General features: G+C 71.9%; 9 protein-coding genes. 4 read left to right on the top strand and 5 right to left on the bottom strand.

Annotated features, from left to right (window positions below):
* Window positions 1-21 precede the first annotated feature (21 nt).
* The gene (locus ACIRFH_RS33370; protein ID WP_403529265.1) at window positions 22-1,716 is read right to left on the bottom strand and encodes an ATP-binding protein; all 1,695 of its coding nucleotides are present in this window, start codon (window positions 1,714-1,716) and stop codon (window positions 22-24) included.
* A 153-nt stretch (window positions 1,717-1,869) separates the two neighbouring features.
* On the opposite strand from ACIRFH_RS33370, the gene ACIRFH_RS33365 reads away from it, so the two are divergent.
* From ACIRFH_RS33365 to ACIRFH_RS33350, 4 genes are all read left to right on the top strand, one after another.
* Complete coding sequence (locus ACIRFH_RS33365) at window positions 1,870-3,258, top strand: cation:dicarboxylate symporter family transporter (protein WP_403529263.1); 1,389 nt, start codon at window positions 1,870-1,872, stop codon at window positions 3,256-3,258.
* Between the two features lie 140 nt (window positions 3,259-3,398).
* Window positions 3,399-3,827: a MerR family transcriptional regulator gene (locus tag ACIRFH_RS33360; RefSeq protein WP_403529260.1), complete on the top strand. Its 429-nt coding sequence runs from the start codon at window positions 3,399-3,401 to the stop codon at window positions 3,825-3,827.
* Window positions 3,828-3,841: 14 nt separating this feature from the next.
* The gene (trxA, locus tag ACIRFH_RS33355; protein WP_403529341.1) at window positions 3,842-4,156 is read left to right on the top strand and encodes a thioredoxin; all 315 of its coding nucleotides are present in this window, start codon (window positions 3,842-3,844) and stop codon (window positions 4,154-4,156) included.
* Between the two features lie 133 nt (window positions 4,157-4,289).
* Window positions 4,290-6,557 carry a HelD family protein gene (locus tag ACIRFH_RS33350; RefSeq protein WP_403529258.1) on the top strand — a complete coding sequence of 756 codons (2,268 nt, stop codon included), beginning with the start codon at window positions 4,290-4,292 and terminating at the stop codon, window positions 6,555-6,557.
* A 3-nt stretch (window positions 6,558-6,560) separates the two neighbouring features.
* Here the strand turns inward: ACIRFH_RS33350 and glgB are convergent, their stop codons facing one another.
* The 4 genes from glgB to ACIRFH_RS33330 form a co-directional block, all read right to left on the bottom strand.
* On the bottom strand, window positions 6,561-9,119 hold the full coding sequence (gene glgB, locus ACIRFH_RS33345; protein ID WP_403529255.1) for a 1,4-alpha-glucan branching enzyme: 2,559 nt from the start codon (window positions 9,117-9,119) through the stop codon (window positions 6,561-6,563).
* Window positions 9,120-9,159: 40 nt separating this feature from the next.
* Window positions 9,160-10,566, bottom strand: coding sequence for a phosphotransferase (locus tag ACIRFH_RS33340; protein WP_403529252.1), 1,407 nt, complete (start codon window positions 10,564-10,566; stop codon window positions 9,160-9,162).
* Window positions 10,567-10,654: 88 nt separating this feature from the next.
* Complete coding sequence (gene treS, locus ACIRFH_RS33335; RefSeq protein ID WP_403529249.1) at window positions 10,655-12,355, bottom strand: maltose alpha-D-glucosyltransferase; 1,701 nt, start codon at window positions 12,353-12,355, stop codon at window positions 10,655-10,657.
* Window positions 12,352-12,780, bottom strand: a 429-nt coding sequence (locus tag ACIRFH_RS33330; protein WP_403529246.1) for a DUF3459 domain-containing protein, incomplete at its 5' end; no start/stop codon positions are given. The genes ACIRFH_RS33330 and treS, both read right to left, overlap by 4 nt.

The following is a 12,780-nucleotide window of genomic DNA, read 5'->3' as shown; positions in this document are numbered from 1 at the left end:
CGGCCGAGACCCGGGCGGGGCTCACGCGCCGCCTCCCGGTGCCGGGGCCGGGCCGCTCGCCAGGGGCGTCGGAGGTGCCGTGCCCGCGCCGACAGCGTCCAGGGGCAGCCGTGCCTCGAAGCGGGCGCCGCCCCCCTCGGCCTCCGTCACCGACAGCGTGCCCCCGTGCCGGTGCACCGCCTGGTGGACCAGCGCGAGACCCAGGCCCCGCCCGCCGGGCCCGGCCGGCTTGGTCGTGAAGCCCCGCCGGAAGAGCAGGCCGGCGTGGGCCGGGTCGACGCCCGCGCCGGTGTCCGACACCCGCAGCACCAGCTCCGAGCCGGCCCCGCCCCCGGCCGTCTCGGCGTCCGTGTCCGTGTACGCAGCCACCGTCACCCGCGAGGGCACCCGGCCCTGGGCCGCGTCCACCGCGTTGTCGATCAGATTGCCCAGGATCGTCACCAGGTCCCGGGCGGGCAGGGACGGCGGCAGCAGCCCGTCGTCCAGCCGGCTGTCCTGCGACACCACCAGTTCCACTCCCCGCTCGTTCGCCTGTGCCGTCTTGCCCAGCAGCAGCGCGGCCAGCACCGGCTCGCCCACCGCCGCCACCACCTGGTCGGTGAGCGCCTGCGCCAGCTCCAGTTCGGCCGTCGCGAAGTCCACCGCCTCCTCGGCGCGCCCCAGTTCGATCAGCGAGACGACCGTGTGCAGCCGGTTGGCGGCCTCGTGCGCCTGCGAGCGCAGCGCCTGCGTGAAGCCGCGCTCCGAGTCCAGCTCGCCCATCAGCGACTGGAGCTCGGTGACGTCCCGCAGGGTCACCACCGTGCCCCGGCGCTCACCGCCCGAGACCGGCGAGGTGTTCACCACCAGCACCCGCTCGGCCGTCAGGTGCACCTCGTCCACCCGCGGCTCCGACGCGAGCAGCGCCCCCGTCAGCGGCGCCGGCAGGCCCAGGTCGGCGACCGATGTGCCGACCACGTCGCCGCCCACGCCGAGCAGCTCCCGCCCGCCGTCGTTGATCAGCGCGACACGGTACCGCCAGTCCAGCATCAGCAGCCCCTCCCGTACCGCGTGCAGCGCCGCCTGATGGTAGTCGTGCATCCGGCTCAGCTCGGCCGCGTTCATGCCGTGGGTGTGCCGGCGCAGCCGTGCGTTGATCACGTACGTGCCGACCGCGCCGAGCAGCAGGGCACCGGCCGCGACGCCGAGCAGGGCCGTCAGCTGCTCCTGGGCCCGCTTGCTGATCTCCTCGACCCTGATCCCGGCGCTGACCAGGCCGACGACCCGCCCGCGGTCGTCCCGCACGGGTGCGACCGCCCGGACCGACGGGCCCAGCGTCCCCGTGTAGGTCTCGGTGAAGGTCTCGCCGCGCCGCGCGCGCTCGATGTGGCCCTGGAAGCGGTGGCCGATCTGTCGCGGGTCGGGATGGGTCCAGCGGATCCCCTGCGGGGTCATGATCGTGACGAAGTCGACGTCGGTGTCCCGCATGACGCGCACCGCGTACGGCTGGAGCCGTGCCGTCGGGTCCGCGGTGCCGACGGCCTCCACCACGGACGGCGAGTCGGCGATCGACAGCGCCACCGACCTGGCCTGACGGCCCGCGGCCTCCTCGGCCTGCCCCCGGTCGCCGAGGTAGGTGAACAGCGCGTACCCGGCGACGACGACCGCGATGAGCACGGCCTGCATCGCGAAGAGCTGGCCGGCCAGGCTGCGGGGTCTCGGGACGCTGAGGCGCATGCGGCCAGTCTCTCTCCTGGCTGATTGTGAACTAAATGAACGCAAGGGTGACCGCGCTCACAGGGTGGGAGATAGTCACCGCATCCCCAGCCGAACCGCCCGGACGTGAGCCGCACGCCGGTGATGCCGACGACGTCGTCAAGGAGGGCCGCCGTGAGCAGCGCAGCCGATACGGCACCTGCCGCACCCAAGGTCAAGCGGGACCGCACGCACTACCTCTACATCGCGGTGATCGTGGCGGTCGCCCTCGGTATCGCCGTCGGTCTGATCGCGCCCGACTTCGCGGTGGAGCTGAAGCCGATCGGCACCGGCTTCGTGAACCTGATCAAGATGATGATCTCGCCGATCATCTTCTGCACGATCGTGCTGGGCATCGGCTCGGTGCGCAAGGCCGCGAAGGTCGGCGCGGTGGGCGGCATCGCGCTCGCCTACTTCATGGTGATGTCGCTGGTGGCGCTCGCCATCGGCCTGCTCGTCGGCAACATCCTCGACCCGGGCACGGGGCTGGCGGTCACCGACGCCGTCAAGGAGACCGGCCACGCGCAGGTCGACGCCGAGGCCAAGGACACCACCGAGTTCCTGCTCGGCATCATCCCGACCACGATCGTCTCCGCGTTCACCGAGGGCGAGGTCCTCCAGACCCTGCTGATCGCGCTGCTGTGCGGCTTCGCCCTGCAGGCCATGGGCGACGCCGGCCGGCCGGTCCTGCGCGGCGTCGAGCACATCCAGCGCCTGGTCTTCCGCGTCCTGGCGATGATCATGTGGGCCGCCCCGGTCGGTGCCTTCGGCGCCATGGCCGCGGTCACCGGCTCGGCGGGCGTCGACGCCCTCAAGAGCCTGGCCGTGCTGATGCTCGGCTTCTACGTCACCTGCGTCCTGTTCGTTGTCGTGGTGCTGGGCGCCCTGCTGCGCGTCGTCGCCGGCGTCAACGTCTTCTCGCTCTTCAAGTACCTGGGCCGCGAGTTCCTGCTGATCCTGTCCACGTCCTCCTCCGAGTCCGCGCTGCCGCGGCTCATCGCGAAGATGGAGCACCTGGGCGTCAGCAAGCCGGTGGTCGGCATCACCGTCCCGACCGGCTACTCCTTCAACCTCGACGGCACCATGATCTACATGACCATGGCCTCGCTGTTCATCGCCGACGCCATGGGGACGCCGATGTCGATCGGCGAGCAGATCCCGCTGCTGCTCTTCCTGTTCGTCGCCTCCAAGGGCGCCGCCGGTGTCACCGGTGCCGGTCTCGCGACCCTGGCCGGCGGCCTCCAGTCGCACAAGCCCGCCCTGGTGGACGGCATCGGCCTGATCGTCGGCATCGACCGCTTCATGAGCGAGGCCCGCGCCCTGACCAACTTCGCGGGCAACGCCATCGCCACGGTGCTGGTCGGCACCTGGACGAAGGAGATCGACAAGGCCCGCGTGGACGAGGTGCTCGCCGGGCGGGTGCCGTTCGACGAGACGACGCTCCTGGACGACGGCCACGGCGGCGGCGAGGCCCCGGCGCACCTGCCCGAGCAGGGCGGCGACAAGGAACTGGCGAAGGCCTGACGCCGGTCCCCCAAGACCCCGGGCGGCTGAGGGCTCCCCCCGTTGCTCAGCCGCCCGGCCCTTTCCTTCCCTTTCTTCTCCCCCTTTTCCTCCCCTGCCTCCTTGCCTTGACGTCCGCGTCAAGGCTTACGTTCGTCCGCATGCGAATCGGTGAGCTGGCCGCACGCGCCGGGACCACGACGCGGACGCTGCGGTACTACGAGTCACGCGGGCTGCTGCCCGCGCGGCGGGACGCCCACGGGTACCGGACCTACGACGAGCGCGACGTGAAGCTGCTGGAGCAGATCAGGACGCTGCGCGACGTCGGGTTCGACCTGGAGGAGACCCGGCCCTTCGTGGAGTGTCTGCGGGCCGGTCACGCGGAGGGCGACTCGTGCCCGGCGTCGCTCGCGGTCTACCGCCGCAAGCTGGCGGAGCTGGACGCCCTGATCGGCGAGCTGCGGGGCGTGCGGGCGACGGTCGCGGACCAGCTGGCGCGCGCGGAGGCGGCGCGGGACGGGCTGGCCACCGAGGCGCTGGTTCCGGGGGGCCCGGAACCGGAGTGCGAACTGGGAGGGCGAGGACTGTGAGCGCAGCGAGTGGTGTGCCGGAGGTGACCGACGCGAATTTCGCGGAGGAGGTCATCGGGGCGGGGCTGCCGGTACTGGTGGAGTTCACCGCGGACTGGTGCCCGCCGTGCCGGCAGATGGCCCCGGTGCTCGCCGCCCTGGCCGAGGAGGAGGCCGGCCGGCTCCGGGTGGTCCAGCTGAACGTCGACGCGAATCCGGAGACGACCAACGCCTACAAGGTGCTGTCGATGCCGACGTTCATGGTGTTCCGGGACGGTGAGCCGGTGAAGGCGATGGTGGGCGCCCGGCCCAAGCGGCGGCTGCTGCAGGAGCTGGCGGACGTGCTGTAGCCGCCGTCGGCCGGTCGCCGCCGACAAAAAGAAATCCCCCGAGCGATTGCGCTCGGGGGATTTCTTTGCGTATATTCGATGATTCGTGACTTCAGAAAAAGGGCGTCACGAAGAAGTTCACTGAGCACAGTATATGCGGGCGGGAGTGACATTGTCAAACACCGAATTTCCGGACGATGAATTGCGGCAGGAACAGGAATTCATCGACGGGCTGTACGCACGCGTGGACGCGCTGCGCGGCGACACCGAGGTCTCGGTCACGGACGCGCTCGCGCAGGGCAACACCCCCATGCAGGCCAGACTGGAGCGGGACATCCTGGTCGCCGAGCGCTCCGGGCTGCTCGCCGCGCTCAACGCGGTGGACGGCTCCCTGTGCTTCGGCCGGATCGACCTCGCCTCCGGGGAGAGCCACCACATCGGCCGCATCGGCCTGCGCGCCGACGACGCCGAACGCACCCCGGTCCTGATCGACTGGCGGGCCGACGTCGCCCGCCCCTTCTACCTGGCGACCGGCCACACCCCGATGGGCCTGCGCCGCCGCCGGCACATCGCGAGCGAGGGCCGCCGCGTCACCGCCCTGCACGACGAGATCCTCGACCTCGGCGACGAGACGCGCACCGGCCACGAGGACCCGTCGGGCGACGCCGTGCTGCTCGCCGCGCTGAACTCCGCGCGCACCGGCCGCATGGGCGACATCGTGCAGACCATCCAGGCCGACCAGGACCGCATCATCCGCGCCCCGCACCGCGGCGTGCTGGTCGTCGAGGGCGGCCCCGGCACCGGCAAGACCGCCGTCGCCCTGCACCGCGCCGCCTACCTGCTCTACGAGCACCGCGAACTGCTCGCCAAGCGCGCCGTCCTCATCGTCGGCCCCAACCCGGCGTTCCTCGGCTACATCGGCGAGGTACTGCCCTCCCTGGGCGAGACCGGGGTGCTTCTCGCCACCGTCGGCGAGCTGTTCCCCGGCGTGAAGGCCACCGCGACGGACACCCCCGAGGCGGCCGCGGTGAAGGGCCGGGCCGACATGGCCGACGTCCTCGCCGAGGCGGTCCGCGCCCGGCAGGCGCTGCCCGACCCGGTCATCGCGATCGAGCACGACCGCGAGGTCCTCATGCTCGACGACGACCTGGTCAGCGTCGCCCGCGAACGCACCCGCGCCACCGGGCTGCCCCACAACGTGGCCCGCGAGCACTTCGAGGGCCACATCCTCAACACCCTCACCGACATGGTCGCCGAACGCATCGGCACCGACCCCTACGACGGCTCCAACCTCCTCGACCCCAGCGACATCACCCAGATCCGCGACGAACTCGCCGAGAACCCCGAGGTCTGGGCCGCCGTGGACCAGCTGTGGCCCCGGCTCACCCCGCAGCGCCTGGTCGCCGACCTCCTCGCCGCGCCGGAGGACTTCCTGCCCGCCGAGGACGCCGCCGCCGTGCGCCGCCCGGTGACCCGGCACTGGACCGTGGCGGACGTGCCCCTGCTGGACGAGGCGGCCGAACTGCTCGGCGTGGACGACCGGATCGCCCGTACCCGCGCCGAACGCGAGCGGGCGGAGCAGATCGCCTACGCGCAGGGCGTGCTCGACGTGTCGTACGCCTCCCGGACGTACGAGTTCGAGGACAAGGACGAGGAGGAGGCCGAGGTCCTGCTCGCGCACGACATCATCGACGCCGAGCGCTTCGCCGAGCGCCAGGAGGAGGAGGACCACCGCAGCGCCGCCGAGCGCGCCGCCGCCGACCGCACCTGGGCGTTCGGGCACATCATCGTCGACGAGGCGCAGGAGCTGTCCCCGATGGCGTGGCGGCTGCTGATGCGCCGCTGCCCGACCCGCTCCATGACCCTGGTCGGCGACCCGGCGCAGACCGCCGAGGCGGCCGGCGTCGGCTCCTGGTCGAAGATCCTCGCCCCCTACGTGGAGGACCGCTGGGAGCACACCCGCCTCGGCGTCAACTACCGCACCCCGGCCGAGATCATGGAGCTGGCGGCGGCCGTCGTCCGCGCCGAGGACCCGGAGTTCGCCCCGCCCAGCTCGGTGCGCTCCACGGGCGTACGCCCCTGGATCCGCGCCGCCGACGACCTCCCGGCCGCCGTCGCCGAGGCCGCCCGGGAGCTGACCCCCGAGGAGGGCCGCCTCGCCGTCATCGCCCCGCGCGCCCTGCACGAGCGGCTCGCCGCCCGGCTGGACGGCGTCACGGCGGGCGCCGAGCCGGACCTGACCCGGTCCGTCGTCCTCCTCGACCCCCGCCAGTCCAAGGGCCTGGAGTTCGACTCCGTCCTGGTCGTCGAGCCCGGCCGCTACGGCACGAGCGACCTCTACGTGGCCCTCACCCGCGCCACCCAGCGGCTCGGCGTCCTGCACACCGAGCCGCTGCCGAAGGGCCTGGCGGACGCGGCCTGAGCGTCAGGCCGGGCGCAGCCACACCGTCGCCAGGGGCGGCAGGGTCAGCCGGATGCTCGCCGGGCGGCCGTGCCACCCCTGCGGCTCCGGCTTGACCGGGCCGGGGTTGCCCACGTCGCTCCCGCCGTAGCGGGCGGCGTCGGTGTTGAGCACCTCGTGCCAGGCGGGCACCTCGTCGGGGACGCCGAGGCGGTAGTCGGGGCGGACGACCGGCGCGAAGTTCGACACCGCCAGCAGCGGGGCGCCGTCCGCGTCGCACCGCAGGAACGCCAGGACGTTGTCCTCGGCGGCGTCCCCGACGATCCACGAGAAACCGGCGGGGTGGGTGTCCCGCTGCCACAGCGCCGGAGTGTCCCGGTACACGGTGTTGAGATCGCGCACCAGGTCCAGCACGCCCCGGTGGTCGGCCGCCGCCCCGTACCGCGGATCGAGCAGCCACCAGTCGGGGCCGCGCTCCTCGGACCACTCGGCGCCCTGCGCGAACTCCTGCCCCATGAACAGCAGCTGCTTGCCGGGGTGCGCCCACATGAAGCCCAGGTACGCCCGCTCGTTCGCCCGTTGCTGCCACCAGTCGCCCGGCATCTTCGACACCAGCGACCTCTTGCCGTGCACCACCTCGTCGTGCGATATCGGCAGCACGTAGTTCTCGCTGTACGCGTACACCATGGAGAAGGTCATCTCGCCGTGGTGGTACTTGCGGTGCACCGGGTCGTGGCTCATGTACTCCAGCGAGTCGTGCATCCAGCCCATGTTCCACTTCAGCCCGAACCCGAGCCCGCCGAAGCCGCTGGGCCCCTTGTGGTGCGTGGCCCGCGTGACCCCGTCCCAGGCCGTGGACTCCTCGGCGATCGTCACGACACCCGGCACCCGCCGGTACACCGTCGCGTTCATCTCCTGCAGGAACGCCACCGCGTCCAGGTTCTCCCGGCCGCCGTGCTCGTTGGGCGTCCACTGCCCCGGCTCGCGCGAGTAGTCCAGGTACAGCATCGAGGCGACCGCGTCCACGCGCAGCCCGTCGATGTGGAACTCCTCGCACCAGTACACGGCGTTGGCGACCAGGAAGTTGCGCACCTCGCGGCGCCCGAAGTCGAACTCCAGCGTTCCCCAGTCCGGGTGCGCGGCCCGCAGCGGATCGGAGTGCTCGTACAGCGGACGCCCGTCGAACTCGGCCAGCGCCCAGTCGTCACGCGGGAAGTGCGCCGGCACCCAGTCCATCAGCACGCCGATGCCGGCCTGGTGCAGCCGGTCGACCAGGTACTTGAAGTCGTCGGGCTCGCCGAGGCGGGCCGTGGGCGCGTAGAAGCCGGTGACCTGGTAGCCCCACGAGCCGCCGAAGGGGTGCTCGGCGACCGGCATCAGCTCGACGTGCGTGAAGCCCAGGTCCTTGACGTACGCGGGCAGTTGGTCCGCCAGCTCGCGGTACGTCAGTCCCGGCCGCCAGGACGGCAGGTGGACCTCGTACACCGACAGGGGCGCCTCGTGCGCGGGCGCCCCGGCGCGCGAGGCCAGCCACGCGTCGTCGCCCCAGGTGTAGTCCGAGGCGTACACGACGGAGGACGTCGCCGGTGGCACCTCGGTGCGGCGGGCCAGCGGGTCGGCGCGGAAGGTGCGCGAGCCGTCGGGCCGGGTGATCTCGAACTTGTACAGCTCGCCCGGGCCGATGCCGGGCAGGAACACCTCCCACACCCCGGTCCCGCCGAGCGACCGCATGGGGTGGCCGGTGCCGTCCCAGAAGTTGAAGCCGCCGGCCACCCGCACCCCGCGCGCGTTCGGCGCCCACACCGCGAAGCGGGTGCCGGACACCCCCTGGTGGGTCGTCGGGTGCGCGCCGAGCGCCTGCCACAGCTGCTCGTGCCGGCCCTCGCCGATCAGGTGCAGGTCCAGGTCGCCCAGCGTGGGCAGGAAGCGGTACGGGTCCTCGGTCTCCTGGACCGTCCCCTCGTAGGCGACGAGGAGCCGGTAGGCGGGGACCTCGTCGAGCGGCAGCAGACCCGAGAAGAAGCCGTCCCCGTCGTGGTGCAGCTCGGCGCGCAACTCCCCGGCCAGGACGGTCACGGCGAGGGCGTACGGCCGGAACACCCGGACGGCGATTCCGCCGGGCACCGGGTGGGCGCCGAGCACGGAGTGCGGGTCGTGGTGCGTACCGGCCAGCAGCCGTTCCCGGTCGCCGGCGGCCGGCGCGAGGGGGGCGGGCACCTCGACGGGAGCGGCGGGGGCGGGAGCCGCCCCGGCGGGAGCCCTCCTGGGCGCGGGCGTCTTCTTCGCGACGGTCTTCTTCACCGCCGGCGCTTTCCTGGCCGCGGCCGTCTTCCTGGTCACGGATTTCCCGGTGGCCGTCGTCTTCGCGACCCCCTTCCTGGCAGGCGCCTTCTCCGCGGCCGTCTTCTCGGCCACCGCCTTCCTCGTCGCCGTCTTCTTCGCCGCCGCCTTCTTGGCAGGCGTCTTCGCCGTCTTCTTCACCGCCTTCTGCGCGGGCGTCCTCTCGGCGGCCGCCTTCTTCGCGCTCTTCTCCTCGGCCGTCTTCTTCGGATCCGGACCGCTGGACGGGGGGCGGGGGGTCACGGGTGGAGCCTCCTAGGCGAAGAGCGGGCGGGAAACGGGGTCAGGAGGTGACGCCGGGCCGGTCGGGCACGGCCAGGCGGCGCACCGCGGACAGGGGCACCGGGAGCCAGTCGGGGCGGTGCCGGGCCTCGTACACCACCTCGTAGACGGCCTTGTCCGTCTCGTAGGCGCGCAGCAGCACGGGGTCGGTGCGCGGGTCGAAGCCACCGGCCTCCGCGTACCCGGTGCAGTACGCGGCGCGGCAGGTCTCGGCCCAGCCGGGCGCCGGGACGCCGACGGAGTGCGCCGCGTAGTCGAAGGAGCGCAGCATCCCCGCGACGTCCCGCACCGCCGGCTGCGGCATGCGCCGCTCGGCCAGCGGTTTCGCGGGCTCGCCCTCGAAGTCGATCAGCGACCACCGTCCGGAGGGGGACCGCAGGCACTGTCCGAGGTGCAGGTCGCCGTGGACGCGCTGCGCGGTCCAGGTGCGGCCCTCGTCGGCCAGATCGGCCAGGGCCGTGAACGCCGTGCGCAGCCCGGGCGCGTACGGCAGCAGGGCCGGCACCGTGTGGACGGCCTCCTCCAGCCGCGCGATCATGCCGTCGACCAGGGGCCGCAGCCGACTGTGACCCAGCGTGACCGTCGGCAGTGCGCGGGCCAGCGCGGTGTGCACCTCGGCGGTGGCCCGGCCCAGCGCCCGCGCCTCGGCGGCGAAGTCCTCGCCCTTGGCCAGTTCGCGCAGGGCCAGCTCCCAGCCGTCGGTCGCGCCCTGCACATACGGCTGGAGCACGCCCAGCACCCAGGTCTGCCCGGCCAGGTCCGCCACCATCCAGCCCGTGGGCGCCGGCACCCGGGGGCAGCCCGCGCGGGCCAGCGCCAGCGGCAGCTCCAGATCGGGGTTGGTCCCGGGCACGATCCGGCGCAGCACCTTGAGAATGAACGTATCCCCGTACACGACCGACGAGTTCGACTGCTCGGCGGTCATCAGGCGCGGCACGAGTCCGGTGCGTATCTCCTGGTCCGGGTCGCGCTCGAAGCGGAGCCCGCCCACGCGGGCCCGGGTGCGCAGCGCCTCCAGGAGCACCTCGGCGGGCCGGGTGTCGTGGAGGGCGTCGTAGACGGTGCGTCCGGCCAGCGGGCCCTCGGTGACGTGGCCGATCAGGGCGGGCGCCAGCCGGGGCGGCAGCGCCTCGCGCGCCCCTATCAGGAGTTGGTAGCAGTCGCCCGGCCGCTCGGGGGTGCCGAGGGCCGGCACGAGCGGCTGGTGGGCGCGCACCAGCACGTGGTAGAGGCCGAGACGGGCGTCGGCCGGCAGCAGCTCGGTGGCCGCGACCAGCGAGAACCCGGTGACCGGGCGCCCCTTGCCCGCGAACCAGCGCTGCCGCGGCAACCATTCCCGCAGCAGCGGGTCCAGGGACGCAAGGAGTCCGGGCGGGCTCGTGACGGTGCGTATGACGGCTTCCGACATGGCGTCGCGTCCTTTCCCCGGGTCGACGGGGTGTGAGTGATGCGTGCCCAGGGCGGGGCGGTGGAAACCGACCCGCCCTGGGTCTGGGCTAGGCGGCGTCCTTGCGGAGCCGGAACCAGTAGAAGCCGTGCCCCGCGAGGGTCAGCAGGTACGGCAGCTCCCCGACCGCCGGGAAACGGACCCCGCCGAACAGCTCGACGGGGTGGCGTCCCTCGAAGGCGCTCAGATCGAGCTCGGTGGGCTGTGCGAACCGGGAGAAGTTGTGCACGCACAGCACCAGGTCGTCCTCGTGCTCGCGCAGAAAGGCCAGCACGGCGGGGTTGGACGAGGGCAGCTCGGTGTAGGAGCCCAGGCCGAACGCCACGTTCTGCTTTCGGATCTCGATCATGCGGCGGGTCCAGTGCAGCAGCGAGGACGGCGAGGCCATCGACGCCTCGACGTTCGTCACCTGGTAGCCGTAGACCGGGTCCATGATCGTCGGCAGGAACAGCCGGCCCGGGTCCGACGACGAGAAGCCCGCGTTGCGGTCCGGGGTCCACTGCATCGGCGTGCGCACCGCGTCGCGGTCGCCGAGCCAGATGTTGTCGCCCATGCCGATCTCGTCGCCGTAGTACAGGATCGGCGAGCCGGGCAGGGACAGCAGCAGGGCCGTGAACAACTCGATCTGGTTGCGGTCGTTGTCGAGGAGCGGGGCCAGGCGCCGCCGGATGCCGATGTTGGCGCGCATCCGCGGGTCCTTGGCGTACTCGGCCCACATGTAGTCGCGTTCCTCGTCGGTGACCATCTCCAGGGTCAGCTCGTCGTGGTTGCGCAGGAAGATGCCCCACTGGCAGCCCGACGGGATCGCCGGGGTCTTCGCCAGGATCTCCGAGACCGGGTAGCGCGACTCCCTCCTGACCGCCATGAAGATCCGCGGCATCACCGGGAAGTGGAACGCCATGTGGCACTCGTCGCCGCCGCTCGGATAATCGCCGAAGTAGTCGACGACGTCCTCCGGCCACTGGTTGGCCTCGGCCAGCAGCACCGTGTCCGGGTACTGCGCGTCGATCTCCTTGCGCACCCGCTTCAGGAAGGCGTGCGTGGCCGGGAGGTTCTCGCAGTTGGTGCCCTCCTGCTGGTACAGGTACGGCACGGCGTCCAGCCGGAACCCGTCGATGCCCAGGTCCAGCCAGAACTTCAGGGCCGAGATCATCTCCTCCTGCACGGCCGGGTTCTCGTAGTTCAGGTCCGGCTGGTGGGAGAAGAAGCGGTGCCAGAAGTACTGCTTGCGGACCGGGTCGTACGTCCAGTTCGACGCCTCCGTGTCCACGAAGATGATCCGCGCGTCCTGGAACTGCTTGTCGTCGTCGGCCCAGACGTAGTAGTCGCCGTACGGGCCGTCGGGGTTCTTGCGCGACTCCTGGAACCACGGGTGCTGGTCGCTGGTGTGGTTCATGACGAAGTCGATGATCACGCGCATGCCGCGCTGGTGGGCGGCGTCGACGAACTCCACGAAGTCGGCCAGGTCGCCGAACTCGGGCAGCACGGCCGTGTAGTCGGAGACGTCGTACCCGCCGTCCCTGAGCGGTGACTTGAAGAAGGGCGGCAGCCACAGGCAGTCCACGCCCAGCCATTGCAGGTAGTCCAGTTTGGCGGTGAGGCCCTTGAGGTCGCCGACGCCGTCGCCGTTGCTGTCCTGGAAGGAGCGGACGAGGACCTCGTAGAAGACGGCTCGCTTGAACCAGTCCGGGTCGCGGTCCTTGGCCGGGGTGTCCTCGAAGGTGTCCGGTACGGGCTCGTTGACGATCATGTTGTGGGGGACCCTCCGATCTGCGGGGTGGACGGTCGCAGAACCGTGCAGACATGCGCGGGCGTACGGCCCGGCTCGAGGCGCACATAATTGGCCCTGCCCCAGTGGTAGGTCTCACCGGTGAGCTCGTCGCGCACCGGCACCGACTCGTGCCAGTCCAGGCCGAGTTGCGGCATGTCCAACGAGACCGTGGCCTCCTGGGTGTGGTGGGGATCGAGGTTGACGACGACCAGAACCGTGTTCGATCCCTGCCGCTTCGAGTACACGATCACCTCCTCCTTGTCCGCGTGGTGGAAGTGCAGATCGCGCAGCTGCCGCAGGGCCGGGTTCTCTCGCCGGATGGTGTTGAGGCGGGTGATGAGGGGGGCGATGGTGCGTCCCTCGCGCTGGGCGGCGTCCCAGTCGCGGGGGGTGAGCTGGTACTT

This window comes from Streptomyces sp. NPDC093586, from assembly GCF_044764905.1.
Lineage (GTDB): Bacteria > Actinomycetota > Actinomycetes > Streptomycetales > Streptomycetaceae > Streptomyces.
Note: the sequence above shows the minus strand (reverse complement) of the source record. Positions and strands in the feature narration are given on the sequence as shown.